Genomic DNA, 25,520 nt, shown 5'->3' with positions numbered 1-25,520 from the left:
AACGGTCCGGGTCGGCGCTCTCAACCGGTCGTCCTGGTTCATTCGGCGGCGCCCGGCGGCCAGCGGTGCCGGATTATCGACGGCGGGGTTTGTGGTGTCAATCGGCCGGTCCGGGGCTTGGCTGTCGACTGGGACTCACAGAAAGTGCGTCAGAAAGTCATCCGTCGCGAGTATTGTGACGTTACCGTGGCAACTACCCTGCGGAAGGAGTTCTGGTGGATCTGGAGACTCGGCATCTGAAACTGCTGCAGATAATCGCCGAGGAAGGCAGTTTTCGACGGGCCGCACAGCGCTTGGGGGCCTCGCAGCCCGCTTTGTCACGGCAGATCTCGCGACTGGAGAAGTCGTTGGGCGCCAATCTGCTCGACCGGGCTGCCAGCGGGGTGCGCCTGACCCAGGCCGGGCAGCTCGTCGTCGAGGCGTCCAGGAAGGTGCACTCCGAGATGGGCAGCCTGCTGACCAGCCTCGGTGCGCTGGTGGGGCGCGGTGGTCAACCGCTGCGTCTGGTGGCCTCGTTGAACCCGTCGGTCACGGTCGCCAGGCTGATGGCCGACGGCCATCAGCTGGAGATCATGCGGTATCCCGACGGCGACGCGCTCGACATGCTCGAACGGGGGCGAGCCGATCTGGCGCTGGTGGTCGAAGATCCGGTCTCGCGATTTCGACCGAAAGCCAACATCGGAATGACGACGATCATGCAGACGCCGTTATGGCTGTGCGCGCTGCGCGGCAGGCCGGAAACAGCGGTCGATTCGGTCTCGTTGGCCAGTCTGCGGAATGCGCCGTGGATTCTGCCGGAATCCGGGTCGTCGAGATCGATCGTGGAGAACCTCTGTCTGCTCGCCGGATATCTGCCTGCTCCGATTCTGGTCGGGGATGACGACGTCGTGTTGTCCGGATTGGCGGCCGGCGTCGGCGTCGCTTTACGCGGACCATTATTCGGGCTCTCCGCCAATCGGGACTTCGTCACCCGGCCACTCGAACAGGAGGCGCTGGAGCATAAAATCTGCGTGTGGCGGCGGGATCGAGTGCCGGAAAGCCTGGTGGGAACGGTCGTGGACGCCCTGCAGCAGCAGCATCTGGCACTGGCAGTCCGCCATCCGGAGTATTGGGACTGGCTGGAGAAGCACCCGGAGGCCGTTCCCGAGTACTCCACTCGGGTGCCGTTGCAGGCCGTCTCGGGGTAACGGCGTCGGCGGTGAGAACGGCCCGTCGGCATCGGCCGACGACGGGGGGAGGATCTTCGTCGATGTGTCGCGGACGTCGCAGGGAAGCGACGCCTCGGCGCCTCGACGTCACTCCGCCGCCATCCGAGGCGACGCCGTGCCGCCGACTCGTCGCTATGCGTGTCGACGCATGGGATGCTCAAGACGTGCTCGTGCCCTGATCGAGGCGGAGTTCGAGGATTGTCGCGAAACCGCCGATTCACCACGCTGCGCGTGCATTGTCGCTTCCGAGCGCAACGACATTCGAGCCCTGCTATTCCACCGGGCTCGAATGGTTATCACGACCCTGTGTGCGGCCTCTACACTGGAGCCATGACGCTGTCGATCAGTGACCGGATCGGACATCACCTGAAGCGGGTCGATCAGGAGCTGATCGCCGCCAAGAGCGCGGTCCTGAGCCCGCACGGCCTGACCGTGCCGCAGTACACCGTCCTGCTCGCCCTGTTTCAGGAGCCGGGCCTGTCCGGCGCTGCGCTGGCGCGGCGGTGCCTGGTCACCCCGCAGACGATGTCAACGGTCATCGCCACCCTGGAGGGCAAGGGCCTGGTCGACCGGCAGAGCCACCCCGTGCACACCCACGTGCAGGAGGTCCGGCTGAGCCGCAAGGGCCGCACGGTGCTGGCCAAGGCCGACGAGGCCGCCGTCGAGGTCGAACGGGAGCTGTCCGGGCGCTTCACCCCGGAGGAGAGCGCCCTGCTGCTGGAGTTCCTCGGTCGCTGCTCGAGTGCGCTCGGCGAGGTGCGCAAGCCCCCGCGCGGCACCGCTCGGTGACCCACGGGTCGGTCTCTCGGCAGGCTCGACGGCCGTTCTGGTGCAGAACGAAAGTCAGCGTGACGTCGACTCCCGGTGCGAAGGAGCGGACGCCACGCTGACTCGGTGGGCGGCAGCGGACGGGACTCAGCGCGTCGGCGTCACCGCCGCAGGCGGCAGCGGCTTGCGGACCTTGCCGAACACGGCCAGCAGGAGCGCCCCACCGACGGAGACGATCGACGCGACCGCGAAGGTCCCTGTCCAGCCCAACGACGAGTCGACCAGATACCCGGTGATCATGGGCGCGAGGATCGACGCCGTCGTGGCGAACATCTGGACGGCGCCCGACACCGAGCCGTACACCGGGCCCGGCACCGCCTCGCCGACGATCAGCCAGTACTGCGCGCCGGTGAAGTACAACAGGAACACCACCACCGTCATCAGCGCCACCGCGCCGAAGGTGCTGCTGACCAGGCCGATGCCGCCGAACAGCAGGCCGGTCGCGGTCAGGCAGATCACCACCGTCCACCGCCGAGGCCCCACCGAACGGCCGGTGCGCCGGACGAGGATGTCGGTGAAGACGCCGCCCAGCGCCAGACCGATGCAGCCGCCGATCCACGGGATCGCGCCCGCCACGGCCAACTCGCTCAGGTCGATGCCGCGCTCGTTGACGAGGTAGGTGGGGAACCAGTTCAGGAAGGTCCACAGAATCCACGCGTAGCCGAAGTACGCGACGGCGGTGGTCCACACCGCAGGCCGGGTCAGGTATCGCCACCACGGCGGCGCTTCGGCGACGGTCGCGTCGTCCGCCCCGTCGCCGACCTCGGCGGCGGGTGCGGCGTCCTGGCGGATGTAGGCCAGCTCGGCGGGCGAGACGCGGGAGTGCTTCTCCGGAGTGTCGCGGACGATGATGAACCAGCCGATGGCGAAGAAGACGCCCAGCACGCCGAAGATGATGAACGGCACTCGCCAGTTGCCCTGGGTGGCACTGAGGATCGCCACGACCGCCGGGGTGCCGATCGCACCGCCCAGCGGTGTGGCGGCGTTGGCGATGCCCACGGCGGTGCCGAGTTCCTTCTTCGGGAACCAGTTGTGCATGATCTTCGCCGTCACCGTGGCCTGTGGGCCCTCACCCGCGCCGAAGAGCAGCCGGATGATCAGCAGGCTGACGAATCCGACGCCTGCGGCGGTCAACGCGGTGAAGCAGGACCAGAAGATCGCCGCCCACCCCATCACCTTCGCCGGACCGTACTTGTCCGCCAGCCAGCCGCCGATGAAGCCGAACGGCGAGTAGGTGAAGGCGAACGCGGCGAGGATCAGCCGAAGGCCGCATTGGAGAACCCGAACTCGTTGATGATCAACGGTGCGGCGACGCCGATGACGGCGCGGTCGGCGTAGTTCAGGGAGAGGATCACGAAGTTCGAGGCGAGGATGGCGTACCGGGTCCTCGATCTCTTCTCGCCCGTCGGTGTGGCGGCGGTGGGGGTAGGGGCGGTCACGGGACGTCCTTGTCGACTTGAGGGATCAGAAGTAACAGCGGGCCACCGAGACGACGACGTCGTCATCCGTCGCGATGACGGCGGTGAGCCAGCGGTCGTGTGCGGTGCACGGATGGGAGATGCCCAGCCGCACCAGGTCGGAGGGCGCGAGCTGCGCCTCCGGCGGGACGGTGACGAAGGCGTGCTGGTCGTTCAGCGCGGTGACCGTCCAGCCCTCGGCGGGGCGTGCCGATCGGCCCGCGTGGTCTCGGGCCTCGATCGGCACCGGCATCCCCTGGTCGAAGTTCAGGTCGCGCCTGCCTGCACCGAGGATCGCCAGGCCGGGTTCCGGCCTGCTCAGCACCGGCGCCCAGACCTCGATGGACGGGGTCAGCCGCTGTGCGGGATCGACGGCGGTGCCGCCGCCGTCCAACGGAGACCGCGCCTCGTAGATACCGTTGTCGTGCGTGAGATAGGCCCCCGGCCTGGCGATCAGCCGTACCGGCCGCTCGCCGGTCACTCCGCCGAGTTCGGCGGCGACCACGTCGAAGTAGAAGCTGCCGCCCGCCGAGATGACGTGTTCGGCGAGTCGCGGATCAGCCTGCGGCAGCACCAGTTCCATGGCTCGACGCACCGAACGCAGGTACTCGGCGACGGCCGCCAGGCCCGCCTCGTCCCTGGAATGGCTCACCGAGCCCTCGTAGCCGGAGACCCCTGCCAGCGCGAGCCCGTCGGCGGCGGCGACCGCGTCCCGCACGGCGGCCACCGTGTCGAGGTCGCGGCAGCCCGCCCGGCCGCCCGCGTGTCCGATCTCGATCAGCACCGGCAGCGGACGGGCGGCGGGGGAGCCGTCGAGCGCCTCGGCCAGCACCGCGACGCCCGCCACGGAGTCGACGTAGCAGTAGAACTCCCTGGCCTCGTCCTGCGCGAGCCATTCGACGACCTGACGGGCGAAGTCGCGATCCACCAGCTCGTTGGCCAGCAGGATGCGGCGGTGACCGGCCGCCATGAACACCCGTGCCTGGTACGGGGTGGCGACGGTGACTCCCCAGGCGTCCTCGCGCAGTGCGTACTCGGCCAGCTCCGGCGAGGTGGTCGTCTTGAGATGCGGGGCGAGGGACATGCCGTGCTCTGCGGTGTACCGGGCCATCAACGCGGCGTTGTGTCGCAGTGCCGACTCCCGCAGCACCAGTTGCGGCCAGGAGAACCCGGCGTCGAACAGTCCTCGGCCCAGTGCGCTGAACTCGCCGAGGGTCTGCGCGGCGGCGTCGGCGGGCATTCCCTTGAGCCGCCAGCCGATCGGGCCGTCCTCGATCAGGCCGGGGGAGGGAGTCGGGAAATCGGATGTCGTGGTCACGTCGTCTCCTGAGTCAGGCGATGGACTGGCGCAGCAGGGCGTCGATCACCCCGCGTGCGGCGTTCAGTTCGGACAGTGGCACGAATTCCGCCGGGGTGTGGGCCTGCGCGATGGCTCCGGGACCGAAGACGACGCACGGGATGTCGTCCCACGCGATCTTGGAGGCGTCGGTGCCGTGCCCGACGCCCTTGGGCTCCGGGTTCTGGCCCGCCGCCGCCAGTACGCGGGCGACCGCTTGAACGAAGGGGGCGTCCGCGCTGGTCTCCAACGCGTAGTCGACGATGTGCGGCTCGGCGATCTCGACGCCCGCAGGCCAGCGGGCCAGCAGCTTCTCCCGCAGGTCCCGCCAGACCGCATGCGGGTCCTCGCCCGCCACGGTGCGTCGGTCGATCGTCAGCGTCGCGCTCTCGGGAAGCACGTTGGGGCCGGTCCCGCCGCTGAGCATCGTCACGGCCAGGGACGGGGGCCCGACGAGCGGACGGGCCTGGGCGTCCAGCGACGGGGCGTACTCGTCGGTCAGGTAGTCGACGATCCGGGCGGCGGTGGCGATCGCGTTGGTGCGGCCCCACGGCTCGGAGCTGTGACCGCCGGGGCCGCGAGCGGTGATTCGGCAGCGCATGCAGCCCTTGTGCGCGGTGACCATCCGCAGCGAGGTCGGCTCGCCGATCACCGCGCCGATCACCGGTCCCGTCGTGGTCACGCCCGCCTCGCGCAGCCCGAGGACACCCCGGTAGACGTGCTCCTCGTCGACGACGCCCGCCAGCGTGATGGTGTGCGGGCGGGGCTCGCCGCTGGCGGCCAGATCGGCCATCGCGGTCAGGAACACCGCGAGCGGTCCCTTGGCGTCGCAGGAGCCTCGGCCGTAGAGCAGACCGTCGACGACGGTCGGTTCGAACGGCTCGACCGTCATGCCCTCCGTTTCGACGGTGTCCAGGTGCGTCTCCAGCAGGATGGTCTCCGCGCTCTCACCGGGCAGTGTGACCAGGACGTTCTTCCGGCCGTCGAGCACCTCGTGCAGGGTCGCCGTCAGTCCGTGCGCGCGAGCCCAGTCGGCGATGAACTCGGCCAACGGCGTCTCGGCGGGCTCGGCGCGTCCCCTCGGATTGACGCTGGGAATGCGGATGAGCTGAGCGAGCAGCTCCTCGACGTCGGTCACGACGATCTCCTGACTCCGTGTGGCGGGTGGATGCTGGTTGCGGTCGGACCAGACGGCGAGCGTCGGCCCGACCGGGCGTTCGGTCGCTCCAGCTGGGCCTGCCGAGCGTGGTCGGCCTCGGCTGTGGCGCTCGTGCCGGTGGTGGCGACGGTGTTCGTGGCGGTGGTGCCTGCGGACCTGCTGTCCACGGCGGGTCCGCCGGACACCGGCCCTCCGTGGAGTTCGGGCTCTCCGTGGGGTGTCGGTCCGCTGTCGGTAGGGGAGCGGAGGTCCGCGACCGTCGCGACCTCGGGGCGACCGCCGATCGGCCTGCGGTGTTCGCCGCCGCGGCTGCGTCGGGGATTCACGGGCTCACCGCCCGGACGAGAGCCCGAGCCCGGTCGGTGATCTGCGACCAGTCCCCGGCGGCCACTGCTGGAGGCGACACCACATCGGCGCCCGCCGAGACCGCGACGGCACCTCGGGCGAGGTAGTCGGCGGCCGTCTCGACGGTGACTCCGCCGGAGGGCACCAGCCGGGCTTCGGGAAGGGGGCCGAGCAGGTCGGCGAGGTACTTCGGGCCGAGCCTGCCCGCCGGGAAGATCTTGACCGCGGCGACGTCGAGGTCCAGCGCGGCGAGCACCTCGCTGGGGGTGAAGGCACCGCCCAGCAGCGGCGTCCCGCTCTGGCGGGCAACATCGGCGACGTCCCGGCGCAGGCCGGGAGTGACGAGGAACCGGGCGCCCGCATCGACGGCCTGACGAGCCTGGTCACCCGTGCGCAGCGTGCCCGCGCCGACGACGCCGCCCAGCCACTCCATCGCCTCGGCCGCGACGGTGAGGTGCGAGAGGACGTCGGGGGTGGTGAAGGTGAACTCCACGGCGCGGATGCCGCCCGCCACCAGCGCGGCGCACAGCTCTGCCGCGTCCGGGATCTCCGGCGCGCGGACGACCGCCAGCAGCCGATCGGCCTCGATGACTCGCATCGCGGCGGCGTCGATGCTCATCGTCGGCCGCACCCTCGGACACCCTGAGTGTCGATCGCGTCCATCTGTCGCTCCTCTGCGGACTGGTCCGGTTGACCCGGCACCGGTCGGTTGTGCGCGTGGGGCCGGCCGACACTCGGCCGATTCCGCCACCCGAACGGCTTCGTTGCGCATTTTGCAACGGCCGTTGCGTAATTCGATGGAGAGGTTGTAGCATTCGCTCGCATCGAGGTCAATGACTCGGCGTAGTCGGCGCCCTCGACGTGATCCGGGTCTCTCGGCGCAGTCCCTCCGGTCGGCCCCGACTCGTAACCGTCTCCACGCCACGTGATCAGGGAGCTGCGCATGCCGACATCGCCGCCGGAGCCGAGGGCCGTCTGCCTCGGCGAGTCGATGATCGTGCTGGTTCCGGATCAGGTCGGTCCGCTGGAGGACAGCGCCGTGTTCCACCGGTCGGCAGGCGGCGCGGAGTCCAACGTGGCGGGAACCCTCGCCGGGTTGGGCATCGCCACGAGCTGGCTCTCCCGACTCGGCGCGGACGGCTTCGGTCGTTACGTGCTCGCCGACATCGCGGCCAGGGGAGTCGACGTCTCCGGCGTCGAATTGGACCCGCTGCGGCCGACGGGCCTCTACGTCAAGGAACGGGCCGCGCCGGCCGCCGGAAGCGGACTCGACACCGAGCAGGCCGGGGAGTCCGGCGGCACTGATTCCGGCGGCGGACGGCGGGCCGACGGTGACGGCGCGGCGGACGGCCCGGACGGTGTCGGCCCGGACCGTGATGGCCCGGACACTGTCGGCCCGGACGGTGTCGGCCCGGCGGCCGATGCCTCGGCGGGCGGTGTCTCGACTGGCGATGCCTCGGCGGGAGACGGCGCGGACGGGCCGGGCGCGGACGGCCGTGGCGCGAACCGCCGCAGTGGGGCGGGGCAGGGTGACGTCACGCGTCGCCGGATGCACTACTACCGTTCCGGCTCGGCGGCCTCGGTCATGTCACCCGCGTTGCTGGCAGGCGGCCCACAACGCGAACTGCTCGCTGCCGCAGACCTGGTGCACGTCACCGGCATCACCGCCGGGATCTCCGACTCGGCGGCGGAGCTGCTGTTCACACTGCTCCGCCAGCCTCGCGCAGACACCCTCGTCAGCTTCGACCTCAATTGGCGACCGATCCTCTGGCACGACCGCGATCCCGCGACACTGACCCGGCTCTGCGCGCTCGCCGACATCGTGCTGCTCGGCTCCGACGAGGCCGAGGCGGTGCTGGGCGCCGCCGATCCCGCGCGACTGCGGGAGATCCTGCCCGAACCGCGCACGCTGGTCGTCAAGAACGACGCACACGATGCCGTGGCCGTGGACCGCGACGGCGCTCAGACGACGGTGCAGGCCCTGCGTGTCGACGTCGTCGACACGGTCGGCGCGGGTGACGGCTTCGCTGCCGGATACCTCGCCGCCACCCTGCGCGGCCTGCCGCCGCGACAGAGCCTGCGCTTGGGGCACCTCTGCGCCGCGCTCGCGTTGACGGTGGCAGGAGACCACGGTCCACCGCCACCGCCCGAGAGCGTCGACGCGCTGTTGACCTGCACCGATCAGCAATGGGCGAGCATCGTGGTCGGCGCAGACGGCATCCGGACCTCGCCCTGACGGCGGTAGCGTACGGACGCCTCGGCGGCGACTGCCGAGGCGGACGAGCGCGTCATGAGGAGCGGAAGAAGTGAGTCAGAGCCTGACCAAGGCATTGCGCATTCTCGTCGAACTCGGTGAGCAGGCACGCTCGCTCACCGAACTCGCCGAGCGTCTCGACGTGCACAAGACCACGGTGCTACGACTGCTGCGGACGATGGAGGATGAGCGGTTCGTCTTCCGCGACGAGAGCCATCGCTACCACCTCGGCTCGCGGCTCTTCGCGTTGTCCAGCCTCGCCCTGGAACAGCGCGAGGTCCGTGGCATCGCCGCCCCGCACCTCGCCGACCTGAACCGGCGCACGGGACAGACCGTCCACCTCGCCACCTTCGAGGGCGGTGAGGTCGTCTACGTGGACAAGTACGACTCGCGTCATCCGGTGCGGATGTACTCCAGGATCGGGCTGCGGGCGCCGTTGAACTGCGCGGCGGTGTCCAAGGTGATCCTGGCGGCGATGCCTGCGACGCAGCGTCGCCAGGTGATCGACGGGATCGACTTCGTCCGCTTCACCGACCGCACGATCACCGATGCCGCCGCCCTGCACGACGAACTGGATCGCGTCGCCGCCCAGGGACACGCCGTCGACCGCGCGGAACACGAGTCGTTCATCAACTGCATCGGCGCACCAGTCCACGACGCGGGCGGCCGGGTCGCCGCCGCCGTGTCGGTCTCGGTGCCCGACGTCGTCCTGGGCTATGAGCAGGTGTTAGAGCTGCTGCCCGACCTGCTGGCCACCGCCGCGTCGATCTCCCGTGACTGCGGCTTCCATCCCTGACACCCGAACCGACCGTCGGTGCCGGGCTCGCCCGCACCGAAGACCGATCGAGAGGAACCCGTCCCATGTCGCACCCCAAGACCGCTCTCCGCACCGATGCCGCACCTGCGCCCGCCCACACCTTCTCGCAGGGCGTTCGCAAGGGCCCGATCCTCCAGGTGTCCGGGCAGGGGCCGGTCGACCCGGACAGCAACGCCTACGTCTTCCCCGGCGACGTCCGGGCGCAGACCACCAGAACGCTCCGCAACATCGAGGCGATCCTGGCGGCGGCCGGGGCGAGCTTCGACGACGTGGTGATGCTGCGGGTCTACCTGACCACTCGCGACGACTTCGCTGCGATGAACGAGGCCTATGGAGAGTTCGTCTCGGCCCGTGTCGCCGGGGGTGTGCTGCCTGCCAGGACCACGGTCTTCACCGGCCTGCCTCGGGAAGAGATGCTGGTCGAGATCGACGCGATGGCCGTGCTCGACTCCTGAGCGGATCTGCTTTTCTGAGCGTGCCTGCCTCCAGAATGGGTGTGGGTCGTCGGGGTCGTCGTCTGCGGGAGCCGCGCCGACCTCACCGCCGTCCGCCGCTCAGCCGGGGTGCCGCCCGCCGGTACGAGTACGGCTTTCTGAGTGCCTGATGCCGTGACTCGGCGCGGCGGCCCGCTCGGCGGGCGAGTCGGCCGGACCGCGACCCGACGGCCGAAACTGTCTTCGATTATGTCTGACGTCTACCCATGTGGACAGCGTCTGGTTAGACTGCACCGGTATCCATCGATCGCCGACGATCGCAGTCGGTCGACTCCTCGGAGGAGCCTTGGTGCCCGAGAGCGTGACAACCGAGCCGCATCGCATCCGCGAGGTCCGGGTGACCCCGGTCGCCTTCCGGGACCTGCCGCTGCTCAACGTCGTCGGCGTCCATGAACCCTTCGCGCTGCGCGCGATCATCGAGATCGTCACCGACTCCGGACTCGTCGGACTCGGTGAGACCTACGGCGACGCGGGTCACCTGGATCGGATTCGCCTGGCCGCCGCGCAGCTCATCGACGTCGACGTCTGGGACGTCAACGAGATCGCGCGACGAGTCCACGCCACCCTGGCCGCCGACACGTCCAAGGCGGGACACGGCATGAGCGGCATGGTGACCGGCAGCAGCACCGCCGACCGTGTGCTCTCTCCTTTCGAAGTCGCCTGCCTGGACATACAGGGCCACGCCATCGGGCGTCCGGTCAGTGACCTGCTCGGTGGTGCGGTGCGGGATCGGGTCGACTACAGCGCCTACCTCTTCTACAAGTGGGCAGGTCACCCCGGCGGGGCCGAGGACCAGTGGGGCGCCGCCCTCGACCCGGACCAGCTCGTGGCCCAGGCCCGCCGGATGATCGACGAGTACGGCTTCAGCGCGATCAAGCTCAAGGGCGGGGTGTTCCCTCCCGAAGAGGAGATCGAGGCGATTCGGGCGCTGCGCCGAGCCTTCCCCGACTACCCGCTGCGCATCGACCCCAACGGCGCATGGACGGTGGAGACGTCCATCCGCGTCGGCAAGGAGTTGGACGGGGTCCTGGAATATCTGGAGGACCCGACCCCCGGCATCGAGGGCATGGCCAGTGTCGCCAGAGAGGTCTCGATGCCGCTGGCGACGAACATGTGCGTCGTCGCCTTCGACCACGTCAAGCCCGCCGTGGCACAGGATGCCGTCGGCGTGATCCTCTCCGATCATCACTTCTGGGGCGGTCTCGGCCGTTCACGGGTGCTCGCGGGCATCTGTGACACCTTCGGGATGGGACTCTCGATGCACTCGAACTCCCACCTGGGCATCAGTCTCGCCGCGATGACGCATCTCGCAGCGGCCACGCCGAACCTCAACTACGCCTGCGACACGCACTGGCCGTGGAAGTCGGCCGACGACGACGTGGTGGTGCCCGGCGTGCTGCGCTTCGAGCAGGGCGCGGTGCCGGTGCCCACCGGCCCGGGCCTCGGCGTCGAGCTGGATCGTGATGCGCTGGCCAGGCTGCACGAGCAGTACCTGAGCAGCGGGATTCGGGAGCGCGACGACACCGGCTACATGCGCAGGGTCCAGCCCGACTTCGACCCCACGGCTCCGCGCTGGTGACGACGTGCCCTCGGCGCGTGCGGCGACCCGAAGGCAGGCCCGGCGGCCGGCAGCCCTGCGGCGGCCGCCGGGATCGGGTATGGGCGGCAGTCGGATCGGACGCCCACCCGATCGCGCAGGCCGGGAGGTGTTGACCGAGCCGGCGCATGGACTCCCACGGCGCGACCGGGAGCCCGGGCAGCGTGGTGTCGGCCGCGGCGCGCCCATATCGCCCGACCAGGCCGCCGAATGTGGTGCAGACGGCCACTGCGGTGAGTGCCGTGAACGCGGCCACTGCGGTGAACGCGGCTACTGCGGTGAGTGCGGTGAGTGCGGTGAGTGCGGTGAGTGCGGTGAGTGCGGTGAACGTGTGAATGACCATGACACGACTATCGAACATGTGTTCTATTTGGGCAAGATATCGATCGAGTGGAGTGTGGATCGCGCGGTCCGGCGGCGGCGCCTGACCCGGCGGCGCCTGACCCGACCGCCCTCGGCCTCGAGCGCGCCGAGCAGCCCGCCGGGCGAGCGTCGCAGGTCCGCATGCCGAAGCCGTTCAGCGGCGCCGCCGATCCCTGGCGATGCCGCGCCGTCCGCAGCAGCGAACGGGATACCTGCGGACCGACACACCAGGTCGGCTGGGCCACCGGCAGACGGCGGGTATGAACCGGCACCCGGACCACGGCCCGCCACCGCGACCCTGCCACCCAGCCCCTGCCCCTGCCCGAGAGTGCTGCCGAAACTCCGCACGAGACCTCGCCACCAGGAATCCATCCAGAGAGGACCCGTAACCGAGTTCCGTCCACTGAGGACCCGTCTACTGAGGACCTCACCGCCTAGACCCGCCGCCTAGACCCGCCACCCAGACCGGCCGCCGAACTCCGCGCGAGACCCGGCCGTCCAGACCCGGCCCGAGTCCCTGCCACCAGCACCCCGCCACCGACACGGCGATCCCGAGGAAGGACCCTGTAGGCGATGAAGATCGTCCTGACCGATCCGGTGCTGACCCGGTTCTTCACCCCCGAGCTGACCGCTGCGGGCGCCGACGGCCATGACTGGCGGCTGCTGGCCGGTCGCCAGGACGACGAGGTGGCCGAGGAACTCGCCGACGCCGACGTGCTGGTGGCCGCCAGGATGACGCCTGCGATGGCCGAGCGGGCCGAGCGGCTGAGGCTGGTGCACGTCACCGGCGCGGGCTACGACCGCATCCCGTTGGACGCGTTGGCCGCTGGCGTGACGGTCTGCAACACCTTCCACCACGGCCGATCCATCGCCGAGCACGTCGTGATGGTCACCATGATGCTCTCGCGTCGGGTCCTGCCCGTCGAGCGTCGGTTCCGTGCGGGCGAGTGGGAGTCCGTGGTGTTGGACTCCTCCGCGCCGTTGGGCCTCGGCCTCGCGGGCCGTACGGTCGGCGTCATCGGGCTGGGCGAGATCGGTCAGCAGGTGGTGCGGGCGACGACCGCGCTGGGAATGCGGGCCCGTGCGGTCCGCCGGAATCCGCAGGCCCCGCTACCAGCCGACCTGCGACTGGATCATGTCGGCGGCGACGATGACCTCGACACGCTGCTCGGCGCCTCCGACGTCGTGGTCGTCACGGTGCCCTTGTCGGCGGCCACCACCGGCCTGGTCGGCGCCGAGGAGATCGCCGCGATGCGTCCCACTGCGCTGCTGGTCAACGTCGCGCGCGGCCCGATCGTCGACGAGGACGCGTTGTACGAGGCGTTGGAGCAGCGGCGGATCGGCGGTGCGGCGCTGGACGTCTGGTGGTCGCATCCCAAGGACGGCGTCGGCACCCGAGGTCATACCCGGCCGTTCCACACGCTGGACAACGTCGTGCTCACGCCGCACCACTCCGGGCACACGGCGGAGACCTTCGGCGGCCGGGCGACCGAGATCGCGGCGAACATCGGGCGGCTGGCGGCGGGGGAGCCGCTGACGAACGTGGTGCGCGCGGGGCGGTGACGGGCAGGCCGCCGCGCCCGTCGACCGGAGAAGACGCCCTGCCCGGGTCCGGCAGGCTGGACCGGCCGACGAGAGCCTCACCGACGCGGTGGGAGTTCGTGGCGGCTCGGGAACGGCTGACGTACCGCCCCGCGTTCACCCCCGGCGGCGTTTCGGCAGGTTCTTCGGAGCAGGCTCGCAGGCAGGACAGGTCTCGGCAGCTCAACAGCTCGGCAGCTCAACGGTTCGGCGTGCGCCGGGTGATTGCGGCGTCGCGCCGCGCCAGTCGCCCCTCGCCGCCCTCGCCCGCGCCGATCGCCTGAGGACGCGGTCGGAACTCCCGAGCTCGCCGCGCGGCGAAACCCGCGCGATCATCCGACGAGAGCCTGTTGTGCTCCGGCGGGTCCATACTCAGGATCGAACCCGCAGGCGCGGCTGCGACGTCTCCCGAGGCGGCGTGTCCTCCCGACCGGCCGCGGCGGTGGAGGCGTTGCTGCGGTTCATCCCGTTGGGCCGGAACTGGATGAGCGCGGCCCTGGCTGCGGGCTGGTTCGGCCTGGTGAGCGGGTTTCCGCTGGGACGGGGGACCTATGACCCCGGGTCGTCCGGCCATCGCGCCGACGACGGGTCGGCGATCCTGATGCGAGGGCAGCCCGAACGCTGACGGCAGATCGGTGCGGCAGCGCACCCCGGGCGGACCGGGGCGGAACGGCCCGATCTCGACGACCCTGGCAAGGAACCGGCGAGCGACGCGGGGCTGCCGGGCGTCGATGTGGATCAGTCGGGTAGTGCCCTCCCCCGGTCGTCGAGCACGGCGCGTACCCGGCGGAGGCGGTCCCGCCACCACCGCACGCGCTCGGGATCGGTCGGCTCGTAGGTCGCCAGCAATGCCGGATCGGGCGCGACGGGCTTGCGGGGCACCGGAAGCCAGCCGCCGACGGGCCGCAGGGACGACGCCTCGGCGACCACGTCGCCGCGCAGCAGCGACAGCGTGCCCAACCCGCAGGCCAGATCCAGGGCGGGCAGCGCACCTGCGAGCGCGAGTTGGGCGCCGAGCCCGACGCTGGTCTCCAGCGCGGAGGAGATCACACACGGCAGCCCGGCAGCCTCGGCCACCCGCAGCGCGCGCCGGACCCCGCCGAGCGGCGTGCACTTGAGCACCGCGATGTCGGCCGCTCCCGCCACGGCCACCCGCAGCGGGTCCTCCGCACGCCGGATCGACTCGTCGGCGGCGATGGGGACCGTCACCCGGCGGCGGACGGCCGCCAGTTCCTCGATGGTCCGGCACGGCTGTTCGACGTACTCCAGGCCGCCTGCCGCCGTGTCGAGCAGGCGGATGCCGGTCACCGCGCCGTCGACGTCCCAGGCCGCGTTGGCGTCCACCCGGATCGCGCCGTGTGGGCCTAGGGCGTCGCGAACCGCTCGTACCCGAGCGAGGTCCTCGGCCGAGGAGTCGGGGTGGCTGGCCACCTTGACCTTCGCGGTCTCGCAGCCTGCGGCCTCGACGATCTCGCGAGCTCGCTCGGGGCCGACGGCGGGGACGGTGCAGTTGACGGGAATCCGGTCGCGTACCGGCTCCGGCCAGCCCTCGGTGCACTGTTCGACGGCGGTGGCCAGCCAGGCGGCCGACTCCAGGTCGTCATACTCCGGGAACGGGCAGAACTCGCCCCACCCCGAAGGCCCCTCGAGCAGCATCCCCTCTCGCACGGTGATGCCCCGGAAGCGGGTGCGCATCGGGATGGCGTAGACACGCGCGTTCTCGAAGTCGATCTCGTTGGTGCTCACCCTGGTGGCTTCCTCGGCTCGACGACAATGGCGGGCTGCGGATCTGGCGGGGGCGCCCTCGGTGCGGGACCTCGGAATCCGCATCGCAGTCCGATTCGGACGGACGATGAGGACGATGCCGGCAGGTGTATCGAGCTCGCCCCGACCGACGTCGTCCAGCGCGACCGAACTCGGCGTCTCGCGCGCTGAAACCGGCCTCGGCCTGCCACCGAAGTCCGTCGCCAGTGTGCCGAGCCTAGTGATCGACCCGGCGGAGCGGGTGCCGTGCCCCGCTCGATCCTGTCGTGCAGGCAGCGGCGTTCCCCGATGCGGACACCGACCGGCGGCCGCGAATCGGGGCGTCAGGACTTGGGCCGCCGGCCCCCGCAGGCAGCCCGCGGCAAGGCTATGGCACGACTACGGCGAGGCAGGCCGCAGCCGAACAAGCCGCAGTCGAACGGGCAGGCAGGTTCGCCGGACGCCGGTCACCGCAGCACCCGGTAGGTCAGGTGCTGCGCGGCGGGTGTGGCCGTCGAGTCGAGCAGCTCCAGACGCACGGCGGCGGCCGTCGACGTCGGGAACAGCGGGGTGCCCGCACCGAGCACGACGGGAGCGACGTGCAGTGCGAGGACGTCGACGAGCCCGGCGCGAAGGAACTCGTTCGCCAGCGCGCCGCCGCCCATGATCACGACGTCCCTGCCTGCGGCGACGGCCTGCGCCTCGTGCAGGGCCTGCTCGAGACCTCCGGTGACGAAGGTGAACCGGTCGGCCAGTCGCACCGTCTCCGGTACCGAGTGGGTCACCACGAACGCAGGCGGCGGGGCCGACTGGTCGCGCTCCCCGCCGTAGCCGAGGTCGCCCTGCCAGCCGTGCGGTCCGTCGACGACGTCGAAGGTGCGCCGTCCCATGATGGTCGCGCCGGTTCTGGCGACGGAGGCCGCGATCAGTTCGGCCGTCTCCTCGGTCTGCTCGCCCATCACCCAGGCGTGCAGGACCTCGCCGCCGATGCCGACTCCGTGCTCCAGGTCGGCGCCGGCAGCGGTGACGTATCCGTCCAGCGACATCGAGATGTCCACGACGACCCGACCGGCGGAGGCCGACTCGGGCGGCGTCTCGACCGGCAGCGTCTCGGCGAGCCGGTCCATCGAGTCCCGGACGCCGTGCGCCATGCCCGCGTCGATCGCGGCGTCGCGGGCCTCGATCGAGGGGAACACGGAGCGGGTGCGCAGCCGAGTGCGGCCGCCGAGGTCCTCGAGTTCGGTGGTCTCCAGGCTGACCTGGCCCGGGGCGCCTTCGTACTCGAAGGTCTTGATGATCAGGGTGTTCGCGACGACGGTGTGGAAGACGCCTCGGAAGGCGTAGTGACCGCCTGCCGCGTCGCGGTGGACATAGCGGTAGGCGCCCGCCTGTCGTGCGTCGTACTCCTCTACCCGCAGGTCCAGTTCGCGCGGGCCGAGCCACCGGGCGACGAGGTCGGGCTCGGTCGAGGCGCGGAAGACCTGCGCGGGCGTGGCGTCGAACTCTCGCTCGATGTCGATGAACGGGGTGTGGGGTTCGGACGTGATGGTGGTGGGTTCGCGGCTCGTCATTCCTGCTCCTTGAGGGTGTCGAGGACGGCGTCGAGACTGCGGTGGCGTCGCTCGACGACCAGTCGGTGCGTGTCGATCCAGCTCGTCAACGCCTCCAGCGCGGCCGGATCGAGGTGGCAGGGGCGGCGTTGGCCGTCCCTGCTGCGGGTGATCAGTCCGGCGGCCTCCAACACCTGGATGTGTCGCGAGACGGCCTGCTTGGTGATCGAGAACGGCTCGGCGAGTTCGTTCACCGTCGCGTCGCTGCGGGACAGCCGCGCGATCAGCGCCCGGCGGACGGGATCACCCAACGCGGTGAACGCCCGGTCCAGGCGGTCCTCCTCATCGGCAGACACGGTGAGATCAACCAATCTGTTGTTCAACAAGTTAGTTGACTATAAGCTCCGGCCCGGCGGCGTAGGCAACGGGGTTCGTCGCGGCGACCGCGCCGTCTGCCGTCCCACCGGCCTCGGCCGGGCCTCTGATCGGAGGGCAGGCTGGCGCGGACCCGCGTCCGAGGCGCTCAGGTCGTCGACGCGATTCGGGCGGTCGGGCGATGAGGGAACGGACGGCGATTCCCGAACACGATCAGCCGATGGTCAGCCGTCCGGGTGTCCCGGCCGTGCAGCGGCGTTCCGCATGCGGATGCCGCTGAACCCGAGCGTGCTCGTCACGACCGAGTCCCAGAAGCCCCACAGGTTGTCGAGCACGCGAAGTTGGATGCCCGCCGACCGGTGAAGTTCGAGGAGATCACCGACGAGTTCCGGCGGGCCGAGCGGCTCGACGGGCTCGACCGCGACCATCGCGCTCGGCTCGGGCTCGCCGAAGGGCGTGAAGTGCTGTGCGGAGAAGCGATAGGCGAACAACCGGACGCCGAGGAACTCGGCCACCCGGCTGTACTCGATCGCGTGGACGCGGTCCCCGCCACCGGGGCCGAGGATGCGCTCGCGGTCGGCCGCCGACGTCGTGGGCAGCGTCCATGCCATCGCGCGTGGACAGTCCCGGGGGAACCAGTAGGCCGGGGCGCGAGGGTCGTCCACCGCCCAGACATAGGCGTTCGGCTGCCTCGCCGTGACGGCGACGTGCGGCACGAACCTCCTGATCGAGGGGTCCTCGGAGAAGTGCAGCACCTGTCCCGGCTCGGGTCGCATGCCCTACTTCTAGCGCATCGGCGACCCGAGGTGCCCGCGAATTCCGGGCAGGCGGCGGCCCGACTCGGTCGGCGCAGGCAGGGCTCGACGCCGCGCCCCGCGGCCTGCGGACTCGCCGCCGCCGTCGATCAGACGAACTGCTGGACGATCAGCACCACGGACCCCAGCACCGACACCGTCAGCACCACGTATCTGATCCGGCGGACGTCGAGCCTGCGGGCCAGCGGGCGGGCCAGCAGCAACCCGAGTGCGGCGGCGGGCAGCAGCAGCGCGGTGTTGGTGACGATCTCGGCGGTGACCTGGCCTGCCACCGCCAGCGCGACCAGGCTCATCACCGAGCCGACCAGGAAGAACGCGCCCATCGTGCCGCGCAGCGCCGGTCCGACCTTGCCCTGCCACACCAGGGCCATCGGCGGGCCCCCGATCGAGGTCGCGGTGCCCATGAGGCCGGAGGCCGCCCCGGCGGTGATCACCGCACCCGTCGTCGGTCGTGGGGCGAAGCCTCGGATCGTGATGAAGACGCCGAGCAGTACGACACCCGCCAGGAACAGACTCAACGCCTGGGTCGGCAGCACGGCGACCAGCGCCGCGCCCGCGATCACGCCCGGCACCCGGCCCAGCAGGGCCCAGCCCGCGCCCCGCAGGTCGAGGTGTTCGCGCTCCAGCACCACGGTGGCGGCCGTGACCCCGGTGGCCAGCAGCATCACGCCGACCGGCACCAGACTCGGCTCCACCAGCGCCATCACCGGTCCCGCCAGCATTCCGAGGCCGAAGCCGATGGACGCCTGAAGGAAGGCGCCCACCAGCACGACCACGCCGAGCAGGACCAGCTCGGCGACGCTCACGAGTGAATGGGCGCACCCGAGGCGTCCAAGGGGAAGTGACAGAGACCGAGGTGTTCGACATGGCGTGGATTCACAGCAGCCGAACCTAGTCCGGCCGCAGCGGCCGACGTCGCGGTGGGCTGCTCGACGTCGTCGGCGACCGGCGTCGTCGGCGAGTCGACCGATCCCGACACCGATCCCGACACCGATCCCGCCACCACCGGCGCGGGCTCCACCTCGGCACAGCGTGCGGCCGCGTACGGGCAGCGGGTGCGGAATCGACAGCCCGACGGCGGATTCAGCGGCGAGGGCACCTCGCCCTCCAGCAGGATGCGCTTGCGGCCCTGCGCCGCAGGCGACCGGTCCAGCGTCGGCGCGGCCGACATCAGCGCCGCCGTGTACGGGTGCAGCGGGCGGTCGAAGACGTCTTCGGTGGGGCCCTGCTCGATGACCTTGCCCAGGTACATCACCGAGACCCGGTCGGCGACATGGCGCACCACCGACAGGTCGTGGGAGATGAAGACGTAGGAGACGCCGAGTTGCTGCTGGAGATCGGTCAGCAGGTTGAGCACCTGGGCCTGCACCGACAGGTCCAGCGCGGACACCGGCTCGTCGCAGACGATGATCTCCGGGTCCAGCGCCAGCGCGCGGGCGATGCCGATCCGCTGGCGCTGCCCGCCGGAGAACTCCTGCGGATAGCGCTCGGCGTCGCCCTCGCGCAGCCCGACCAGGTCGAGCAGCTCCCGAACCCGGGCGGCGCGGGCCGAGGCCGTCGGCATCACGTCGCGGTGGGTGCGCCAGGGTTCGGCGATGATGTCGGCGGCGGTCATCCGCGCGTTGAGCGACGCGTACGGGTCCTGGAAGACCATCTGCACCCGGCGTCGCCACGCCAGCAGTTCCCGACCCTTCAGCGCGAAGGGATCGACGCCGTCGAACCGGATCTCGCCGGAGTCCGGGCGCTCCAACAACAGCAGCACGCGGGCGAGCGTGGACTTGCCGCACCCGGACTCGCCGACGAGGCCGAGGGTCTCGCCCCGGCCCAACCGCAGGTCGACGCCGTCCAGCGCCGTCAGTCTGGTGTTGCCGGAGCTGTTCCTGGCGACGCGGAACGTCTTGGTGACTCCCGTCGCCGAGAGCAGCGGCCCCCGGTCGGCGGCGGAGCGGCGGGGGAGGGTGGCGGTCTCAGACACGGGCGAGCTCCTCCGAGAAATGGCACGCGGCGGCGCGGCCGGGGCCGGTGGGCGCGAGCACCGGACGTTCCTCGACACAGCGGTCCCTGGCCATCGGGCATCGGGCCTGGAACACGCAGCCGGTGGGCACGGCGCTGAGCTGCGGCGGACTGCCCGGCACCGATGGGAGCCGCTCGCCCTTGGCGACCCGCTCCGGGACCGAGTCGAGCAGGCCGCGCGTGTACGGGTGACGGGGGCTGGCGAACACCTCGTCCACCAATCCCGTCTCCACGACGCTCCCGGCGTACATGATCGCGACGTCGTCGGCGTGCTCGGCGACCACCGCGAGGTCATGGGTGATCAGCACGACCGCCATGTCCTGCTTGACCTGGAGGTCCTTGAGCAGCCGCATGATCTGGGCCTGCACCGTGACGTCGAGTGCGGTGGTCGGCTCGTCGGCGATCAGCACCGCCGGATTCAGCGCGACGGCCATCGCGATCAGCAGCCGTTGCCGCATGCCGCCGGAGAACTGGTGCGGATAGGACCGCGCGCGGACGTGCGGCTCCGGGATGCCGACGAGGTCCATCAGCTCCACGGCCCGCTTGCGTGCCTCGCGGCGGGACGCGCCCTCGTGGATGCGGAACGGCTCGCCGAGCTGGGCGCCGACCGTCTGCACCGGGTTCATCGCCGTCAGCGCGTCCTGGAAGACGATGGACAGCACCGGGCCGGCGAGCTTGCGCCTGCTGCGCCGATCGAGGCCGATGACGTCGGTGCCCGCGACGCGGACCGAGCCGCCGGTGACCTCGGCGACCGGATCGAGCAGACCGACGACCGCCTGGGCGGTGATGGACTTCCCGCAGCCGGACTCGCCGAGCAGGGCCAGCGTTCGCCCGGAGTGGGCGGCGAAACTGACCTGATCGACGGCGCGGACCTCGCCCGCAGCGGTGCGCAGGTCGACGCAGAGCCGCTCGACCTCCAACGCCGCTCCGTCCGTGGTGCCGCCCTGCTGGCGTGCGGAACGAGTCGTGACGCTCATGAGGTGACCTCCGGGGCGGCGGGGCCTGCACCGCGCTTTCGGCGCGGCAGGGTGAGTCGCCACCGCTGGCCGGGATCGGTGGCGAGCCGGACCCAGGCGGCGAGGATGGTGGCGGAGACGGTCGTGACCACGATCGCGACCCCGGGCAGCACGGCGATCCACCAGGCGGTCTGGAGATACTGCCTGCCCTGGGCGACCATCAGCCCCCAGCTCACCTCGGGCGGCTGGATGCCGATGCCCAGGAAGCTCAGCGACGACTCGGTGAGCATCACGAAGCAGAAGTCCAGGGTCGCGACGGTGAGCAGGGTGGGCAGCGCGATGGGCGCGACGTGCCGGACGAGCGTCGGACCGGTCCTGGTGCCGAAGGTGCGGGCGGCGTCGACGAACAGCCTGCTCTTCAACTCCGCCGCCTCGGCGCGGGCGGTCCGCAGATAGACCGGGATGCGGGCCACGGCGAGGATGGCCACGATGTTGGCCACGCTGGGCTCGAACACGTACAGCACGACCACGGCCAGCAGCAGCGACGGGAAGCTGAGGATGACGTCGGCGACGCGCATCGAGACGTTCTCCCGCCAGCCGCCGCTGTAGCCCGCCCACATGCCCCAGGACGAGCCGATCAACAGCGAGAGCAGCACGGCGGGGATGGCGACGGACAGGGTGGTGCCGCCCGCCTCGATCAACCTCGCCAGCACGCTGCGGCCGAGGACGTCGGTGCCGAGCAGGCCGAAAAAGCCGTGATCGAAGGACGGCGGACGCAGCGAGTCACCGAGGTCCTGCCGGACCGCACGGTCGCCAAGGAACAGCGGTGCGGCGGCCGAGACCAGCACGATCCCGCCGAGGAGCACGGCGGCGACGGCGGCGAAACGGTCCCGGCCGAGCAGGGTCCACCATCGCGTACGACGTCGGGTGCGGGGCGAGGCCGCCTCGGCCCGCGCCGGGTCGTCGAGAGACTGGGTCATCGAGAGTGGCTCCTTCCTCACGCGGGGACGGTCTGGCGGACGCGGTTGTCGAGCAGGGCGTAGCAGACGTCGATCACGATGTTCAGGACGAAGATCGTCACCGCCGTCAGCAGCACGGCGGTCTGGAGGACGGCGAAGTCACGTTGGAGGATCGAGTCGATCATCAGCTTGCCGATGCCCGGCCAGCCGAAGATCGTCTCGACCACCACGGCCCCGTTGACCAGACCGATCGTCAGGTCTCCCGCCACGGTCAGCGCGGGCACCGAGGCGTTGCGCAGGGCGTGGCCGAACACCACCCTCGGCTCGCTCGCTCCCTTGCTGCGGGCCACCTTCACGTACGGCGCGGACAGCGCGGCGACCATTGCGCCGCGCACGACCTGCACCAGCACGCCGAAGGGCCGGATGAGCAGCGTCGCGATCGGCAGGATCCACACCTCGAGGCCGCCGTCGACGCCCGAGGTGGGCAGCCACTCCAGACCGACGCCGAGGATCAGCACGCCCATGATGGCGAACCAGAAGTCCGGGATGCTGGCGGCGGTCATCGACAGGAAGCTGGCCGAACGGTCGGCGGGGGAGTTCGGCCGGTAGGCGGCCAGGCTGCCCAGCAGCACCGCGCCGACGATCGCGATGAGCATCGTGACGGCGGCGAGCTGAAGCGTGGCGGGGAAGGCCGCGAGCACCATGTCGCCCGCGGGCTGCCCCGTGCGCAGCGAGACGCCGAAGTCGAAGCGGATCACCTGGCCGAGGTAGTCCCAGAGCTGGACGTAGATCGGCTGGTCGAATCCGTTCGCGGCGGCGAACTCGGCACGCTGTTCCGCCGTCGCGCTGACCGGCAGGTAGAGGTTGGTCGGATCGCCGGTGAGCCGGGCGAGGAGGAAGACGCCGAAGACGACGACGACCAGCGGGATGGCGCTGGAGATGATGCGCTTGCGCAGGAAGGTCAGCATGGTGAGTCCTCTCAGCGCTCGGGCCGGACGTCGGCGAGCCGCAGCTCGTCGCCGGTGGCGGAGTTCGGCTCGTAGGAGACCCGAGGGGAGATGCCCAGCAGTCCCTGCATGTGGGCTAGGTAGGCGTACTGCGCAAGGGTGTCGTTCTGCTCCGCGAAGACCCCGGCGAAGGCGTCCTGCCGATCGTCGCCTGCGGTCTGATCGGCCTCGGCGATCAGCTCGTCGAGCTCCGGGGTCCCGAAGGTCGACTGTGGACCATCGGAGAGCAGGTACTGGCTGGTGGTGAATCCGGCGTCGCCCGCCTGGTTGCCGTGCATGATCAACAAGGCGACGGGGCCCACGTCCTCGGGGAGGGGCCGGAGCTGATACTCCAGGTGGGCGGCGGTGTCGGCCATCTGGATGCGTACCTGGAGGCCTGCCTGGGCCAGCTGGTACTGCAGGGCCTCGGCGGTCTCGGCGACCTTGGGGAACTGGCCGTTGCGGGCGATCAGCGTGATCTCGCGGTCGACCGGGACGCCGTCGGCGGCGGCCTCCTCGACCAGGGCGCGGGCCGCGTCTGGATCGGCGGCGCCCACGGTCAGCTCCGAGTTGTGGCCGACCACCCCCTCGGGCACCAGTTGCGCGGCGGGCACGGCCATGCCGTCGAAGAGCGCGTCGGTGATGCCGTGTCGGTCGATGGCCAGATCGATCGCGCGGCGCACGCGGATGTCGTCGAGCGGGGCCTCCCGGCCGTCCAGCCGCAGCGCGGTCGTCTCGTTGTTGGGGTAGGGCAGCGAGTTCTCCGGCGTGGCGTCCTCGGGGTTGAGGCCGGTGGCGATGTCGGCCTCGTCGGTGGCGATCATCGCCGCGCGCACGCTGGACTCCGTCCGCCAGACGTACCGGACGCGGGCGAAGGCGGGTGCCTCGCCCCAGTAGTCGTCGTGGCGGCGCAGGCTGATGGAGACGCCGGTGTCCCAGGCCGCGACGGCATAGGGGCCGGTGCCGATCGGCTCCCGGACCTTGGCCTCGGTGCTGGTGGTGCGCGGGACGACCTCGATGAAGCTCAGCCGCAGCGGGAGGATCGGGTCGGCCACGTCGGTGGTGATGGTGAGGGTCGTGTCATTGACGACCTCCAGGCCCAACTCCTGATCGCCGAAGACGTAGCCGTCCACATTGCACGCGAGCGCGGAGTTGTTGACGGCCCGGTCGATCGAGAACGCGGCGTCCTCGGCGGTGAAGGCGGCGCCGTCGTGGAAGGTGACGTCGTCGCGGACCTCCATTCGCCACTCGGTGTCGGTGACCTGTTCCCAGGCGGTGGCCAGCAGGGGCTCCAGCTCGCCGGTGGTCGGGTCGCGCTCGATGAGCGGCTCGCTGATGTTCGAGCGGGTGACCACGCCGGTGGACGTCAGCGACGCCTCACACGGCTCCAAGGTCGGCGGCTCCTGGTCGAGGACGATGCGCAGGGAGTCCCCGGCCTCACCCGCGTCGCCCGTGCTGTCGCTGTTGGCCACGGTGCAGGCACTCGTGGCGGCGGCGAACACCAACATCGCGGCGAGGCCGCTCCTGGCTCGGGACCGTCCGATGCGGACGGGGCGGTGCACGGAAGACAACATCGTCTCTCCGAGAGTCGTGGTGGGTGCTGAACGGGCCGATCTGGCGCCAGAGTGTCTACAAACGCGCACTTGGTCTGTATGGGTAGACAGACCGTAGGCCTGCCACCGGAGAGCGTCAAGACTTCGACGAGATCAGAGAGCGGTCAGCCTCAGCAGCGCGTCCAGCGCCGGATCGTCGTGGTCACTCCGCCAGACACAGTGCGCCTCCACCAGGTCCGGCGCAAGACCCGCGATCTCGGTGAACGCCAGGTTGGGCAGCCGGAGCCGGGAGGACGACCTCGGCACGAGCGCGACGCCCAGGCCCGCGTCCACTAGGGCCAACAGGCTCTGCACCTGCCCGACCCGCTGGACGTAGCGCGGCTCGACGCCCGCGTTGCGGAACACCGTGATGATGAGTTCGTGCAGGTAGCGCGCCTCGACGGGGCTGTAGGTGATGACGGCGTGCTCGGCGACGTCGGCGAGCCTGGGCGGGCGGCCGAGTCGGGTCAGCGGATGGTCGCCGGGACAGGCCAGGATCAGGCTCTCGGCGTGCACGCGCCGCACGCTGAGCACGTCGGTCGGGGTGACGCCCCTGGCCAGCCCGACACTGAGCTCCCCGGCCAGCAGGGCCTCCACCTGGTCCCTGGTCACCATCTCGGTGAGGGTCAGCCGGACGGCGGGCAGATGAACGGCCGCCGTCTTGATCCAGCTGCCGAGCACGGTCTGGGCGGAGACGGCGGTGAACCCGATGCGCAGCACACCCGTGGTGCCCTCGGCGGCATGCTGCGCGGCCAGCGGCGCGGCGTCGACCAGGCTCAGGATGCGCCTCGCCTCGGCCAGAAAGGCCTCGCCCGCCTGCGTGGGGATCACGGCCCGCGCGGCGCGGACCAGCAGTTCCACCCCGAGTGACCGCTCCAGCTTCTGCACCTGACGGCTCAACGGCGGCTGGGTCATCCGCAGGCGGGCGGCGGCCCGGCCGAAGTGGGCCTCCTCGACCACGGCGACGAAGCCTCGAAGCTGATCCAACGTGAACGGCGCGGCCACCGGGTCTCCTCTCGATGCGTTGAAGGTATCAATCGATGCGTATTTCGTGTTAGACAGGTATTGGTCGAACTCCTTAGCCTCGGCGGG

Annotated in this window: 24 protein-coding genes; 8 read left to right on the top strand and 16 right to left on the bottom strand. The window is 70.7% G+C overall.

What is annotated here, in order from left to right:
* Nucleotides 1–215: 215 nt before the first annotated feature.
* Nucleotides 216–1,187, top strand: a complete 972-nt coding sequence (locus UA74_RS22845; protein ID WP_075765447.1) for a LysR family transcriptional regulator — start codon at nt 216–218, stop codon at nt 1,185–1,187.
* A 351-nt stretch (nt 1,188–1,538) separates the two neighbouring features.
* The gene (locus UA74_RS22840; protein ID WP_075742090.1) at nt 1,539–1,997 is read left to right on the top strand and encodes a MarR family winged helix-turn-helix transcriptional regulator; all 459 of its coding nucleotides are present in this window, start codon (nt 1,539–1,541) and stop codon (nt 1,995–1,997) included.
* A gap of 126 nt (nt 1,998–2,123) precedes the next feature.
* Here the strand turns inward: UA74_RS22840 and UA74_RS22835 are convergent, their stop codons facing one another.
* The 5 genes from UA74_RS22835 to UA74_RS22815 all read right to left on the bottom strand — a co-directional run bounded on the left by UA74_RS22835 (nt 2,124) and on the right by UA74_RS22815 (nt 6,952).
* Nucleotides 2,124–3,239: an MFS transporter gene (locus UA74_RS22835; RefSeq protein WP_232237869.1), complete on the bottom strand. Its 1,116-nt coding sequence runs from the start codon at nt 3,237–3,239 to the stop codon at nt 2,124–2,126.
* 53 nt (nt 3,240–3,292) lie between these two features.
* Nucleotides 3,293–3,475, bottom strand: a complete 183-nt coding sequence (locus tag UA74_RS33775) for a hypothetical protein (protein WP_232237376.1) — start codon at nt 3,473–3,475, stop codon at nt 3,293–3,295.
* A gap of 25 nt (nt 3,476–3,500) precedes the next feature.
* Complete coding sequence (locus tag UA74_RS22830) at nt 3,501–4,811, bottom strand: alanine racemase (protein WP_075742088.1); 1,311 nt, start codon at nt 4,809–4,811, stop codon at nt 3,501–3,503.
* A gap of 13 nt (nt 4,812–4,824) precedes the next feature.
* Nucleotides 4,825–5,967, bottom strand: a complete 1,143-nt coding sequence (locus UA74_RS22825; RefSeq protein ID WP_075742087.1) for a M20 family metallopeptidase — start codon at nt 5,965–5,967, stop codon at nt 4,825–4,827.
* Nucleotides 5,968–6,310: 343 nt separating this feature from the next.
* A complete protein-coding gene (locus UA74_RS22815) occupies nt 6,311–6,952 on the bottom strand; it encodes a bifunctional 4-hydroxy-2-oxoglutarate aldolase/2-dehydro-3-deoxy-phosphogluconate aldolase (RefSeq protein WP_075742085.1) in 642 nt (213 codons plus the stop codon).
* A gap of 324 nt (nt 6,953–7,276) precedes the next feature.
* Between UA74_RS22815 and UA74_RS33770 the strand changes: the two genes are divergently transcribed.
* The 6 genes from UA74_RS33770 (at nt 7,277) to UA74_RS22775 (ending at nt 14,064) form a co-directional block, all read left to right on the top strand.
* Nucleotides 7,277–8,569: a sugar kinase gene (locus UA74_RS33770; protein WP_232237375.1), complete on the top strand. Its 1,293-nt coding sequence runs from the start codon at nt 7,277–7,279 to the stop codon at nt 8,567–8,569.
* 70 nt (nt 8,570–8,639) lie between these two features.
* A complete protein-coding gene (locus UA74_RS22805; protein WP_075765443.1) occupies nt 8,640–9,383 on the top strand; it encodes an IclR family transcriptional regulator in 744 nt (247 codons plus the stop codon).
* Between the two features lie 65 nt (nt 9,384–9,448).
* Nucleotides 9,449–9,859 carry a RidA family protein gene (locus UA74_RS22800; protein ID WP_075765441.1) on the top strand — a complete coding sequence of 137 codons (411 nt, stop codon included), beginning with the start codon at nt 9,449–9,451 and terminating at the stop codon, nt 9,857–9,859.
* A 328-nt stretch (nt 9,860–10,187) separates the two neighbouring features.
* A complete protein-coding gene (locus tag UA74_RS22795; RefSeq protein WP_232237374.1) occupies nt 10,188–11,477 on the top strand; it encodes a glucarate dehydratase family protein in 1,290 nt (429 codons plus the stop codon).
* A gap of 954 nt (nt 11,478–12,431) precedes the next feature.
* Nucleotides 12,432–13,421: a 2-hydroxyacid dehydrogenase gene (locus UA74_RS22780; protein ID WP_075765435.1), complete on the top strand. Its 990-nt coding sequence runs from the start codon at nt 12,432–12,434 to the stop codon at nt 13,419–13,421.
* Nucleotides 13,422–13,857: 436 nt separating this feature from the next.
* Nucleotides 13,858–14,064 carry a hypothetical protein gene (locus tag UA74_RS22775; RefSeq protein WP_157434385.1) on the top strand — a complete coding sequence of 69 codons (207 nt, stop codon included), beginning with the start codon at nt 13,858–13,860 and terminating at the stop codon, nt 14,062–14,064.
* A 113-nt stretch (nt 14,065–14,177) separates the two neighbouring features.
* On the opposite strand, the gene UA74_RS22770 is transcribed toward UA74_RS22775, so the two are convergent.
* The 11 genes from UA74_RS22770 to UA74_RS22720 all read right to left on the bottom strand — a co-directional run bounded on the left by UA74_RS22770 (nt 14,178) and on the right by UA74_RS22720 (nt 25,433).
* A complete protein-coding gene (locus UA74_RS22770) occupies nt 14,178–15,185 on the bottom strand; it encodes an o-succinylbenzoate synthase (RefSeq protein WP_075765433.1) in 1,008 nt (335 codons plus the stop codon).
* A 464-nt stretch (nt 15,186–15,649) separates the two neighbouring features.
* Nucleotides 15,650–16,753 (bottom strand): dihydrofolate reductase family protein, encoded by a 1,104-nt coding sequence (locus UA74_RS22765; protein WP_075765431.1) that lies wholly within the window; start codon nt 16,751–16,753, stop codon nt 15,650–15,652.
* Nucleotides 16,750–17,118 carry an ArsR/SmtB family transcription factor gene (locus tag UA74_RS22760; protein ID WP_232237373.1) on the bottom strand — a complete coding sequence of 123 codons (369 nt, stop codon included), beginning with the start codon at nt 17,116–17,118 and terminating at the stop codon, nt 16,750–16,752. The genes UA74_RS22765 and UA74_RS22760 overlap by 4 nt, the downstream gene beginning before the upstream one ends.
* 213 nt (nt 17,119–17,331) lie before the next feature.
* Nucleotides 17,332–17,883, bottom strand: coding sequence for a DUF6886 family protein (locus UA74_RS22755; RefSeq protein WP_075765430.1), 552 nt, complete (start codon nt 17,881–17,883; stop codon nt 17,332–17,334).
* Nucleotides 17,884–18,011: 128 nt separating this feature from the next.
* Nucleotides 18,012–18,728, bottom strand: coding sequence for a sulfite exporter TauE/SafE family protein (locus tag UA74_RS22750; protein ID WP_075765428.1), 717 nt, complete (start codon nt 18,726–18,728; stop codon nt 18,012–18,014).
* Nucleotides 18,725–19,897, bottom strand: a complete 1,173-nt coding sequence (locus tag UA74_RS31130) for an ABC transporter ATP-binding protein (protein ID WP_404799948.1) — start codon at nt 19,895–19,897, stop codon at nt 18,725–18,727. The genes UA74_RS22750 and UA74_RS31130 overlap by 4 nt, the downstream gene beginning before the upstream one ends.
* Nucleotides 19,890–20,912: an ABC transporter ATP-binding protein gene (locus tag UA74_RS22740; protein WP_075742073.1), complete on the bottom strand. Its 1,023-nt coding sequence runs from the start codon at nt 20,910–20,912 to the stop codon at nt 19,890–19,892. The genes UA74_RS31130 and UA74_RS22740 overlap by 8 nt, the downstream gene beginning before the upstream one ends.
* Nucleotides 20,909–21,871, bottom strand: coding sequence for an ABC transporter permease (locus tag UA74_RS22735; RefSeq protein WP_075766306.1), 963 nt, complete (start codon nt 21,869–21,871; stop codon nt 20,909–20,911). Before UA74_RS22735 ends, UA74_RS22740 begins: the two co-directional genes overlap by 4 nt.
* A 17-nt stretch (nt 21,872–21,888) precedes the next feature.
* Nucleotides 21,889–22,818, bottom strand: coding sequence for an ABC transporter permease (locus tag UA74_RS22730; RefSeq protein ID WP_075742072.1), 930 nt, complete (start codon nt 22,816–22,818; stop codon nt 21,889–21,891).
* An 11-nt stretch (nt 22,819–22,829) separates the two neighbouring features.
* Entirely contained in the window at nt 22,830–24,410 is a 1,581-nt protein-coding gene (locus UA74_RS22725) for an ABC transporter substrate-binding protein (protein ID WP_083683506.1), read from the bottom strand.
* A gap of 132 nt (nt 24,411–24,542) precedes the next feature.
* Nucleotides 24,543–25,433 (bottom strand): LysR family transcriptional regulator, encoded by an 891-nt coding sequence (locus tag UA74_RS22720; RefSeq protein WP_075742071.1) that lies wholly within the window; start codon nt 25,431–25,433, stop codon nt 24,543–24,545.
* Between the last annotated feature and the right edge of the window lie 87 nt (nt 25,434–25,520).

Origin of the sequence: Actinoalloteichus fjordicus (genome assembly GCF_001941625.1) — a bacterium.
In the GTDB taxonomy this organism is placed as follows: Bacteria; Actinomycetota; Actinomycetes; order Mycobacteriales; family Pseudonocardiaceae; genus Actinoalloteichus_A; species Actinoalloteichus_A fjordicus.
Note: the sequence above shows the minus strand (reverse complement) of the source record. Positions and strands in the feature narration are given on the sequence as shown.

Excerpts from the sequence above, each read along its gene's own strand:
- UA74_RS22840 (WP_075742090.1), top strand. The coding sequence starts at position 1,539 with ATGACGCTGTCGATCAGTGACCGGATCGGACATCACCTGAAGCGGGTC.
- UA74_RS22815 (WP_075742085.1), bottom strand. The coding sequence starts at position 6,952 with ATGAGCATCGACGCCGCCGCGATGCGAGTCATCGAGGCCGATCGGCTG.
- UA74_RS33770 (WP_232237375.1), top strand. The coding sequence starts at position 7,277 with ATGCCGACATCGCCGCCGGAGCCGAGGGCCGTCTGCCTCGGCGAGTCG.
- UA74_RS22800 (WP_075765441.1), top strand. The coding sequence starts at position 9,449 with ATGTCGCACCCCAAGACCGCTCTCCGCACCGATGCCGCACCTGCGCCC.
- UA74_RS22780 (WP_075765435.1), top strand. The coding sequence starts at position 12,432 with ATGAAGATCGTCCTGACCGATCCGGTGCTGACCCGGTTCTTCACCCCC.
- UA74_RS22765 (WP_075765431.1), bottom strand. The coding sequence starts at position 16,753 with ATGACGAGCCGCGAACCCACCACCATCACGTCCGAACCCCACACCCCG.
- UA74_RS22755 (WP_075765430.1), bottom strand. The coding sequence starts at position 17,883 with ATGCGACCCGAGCCGGGACAGGTGCTGCACTTCTCCGAGGACCCCTCG.
- UA74_RS22740 (WP_075742073.1), bottom strand. The coding sequence starts at position 20,912 with ATGAGCGTCACGACTCGTTCCGCACGCCAGCAGGGCGGCACCACGGAC.
- UA74_RS22735 (WP_075766306.1), bottom strand. The coding sequence starts at position 21,871 with ATGACCCAGTCTCTCGACGACCCGGCGCGGGCCGAGGCGGCCTCGCCC.
- UA74_RS22730 (WP_075742072.1), bottom strand. The coding sequence starts at position 22,818 with ATGCTGACCTTCCTGCGCAAGCGCATCATCTCCAGCGCCATCCCGCTG.
- UA74_RS22725 (WP_083683506.1), bottom strand. The coding sequence starts at position 24,410 with ATGTTGTCTTCCGTGCACCGCCCCGTCCGCATCGGACGGTCCCGAGCC.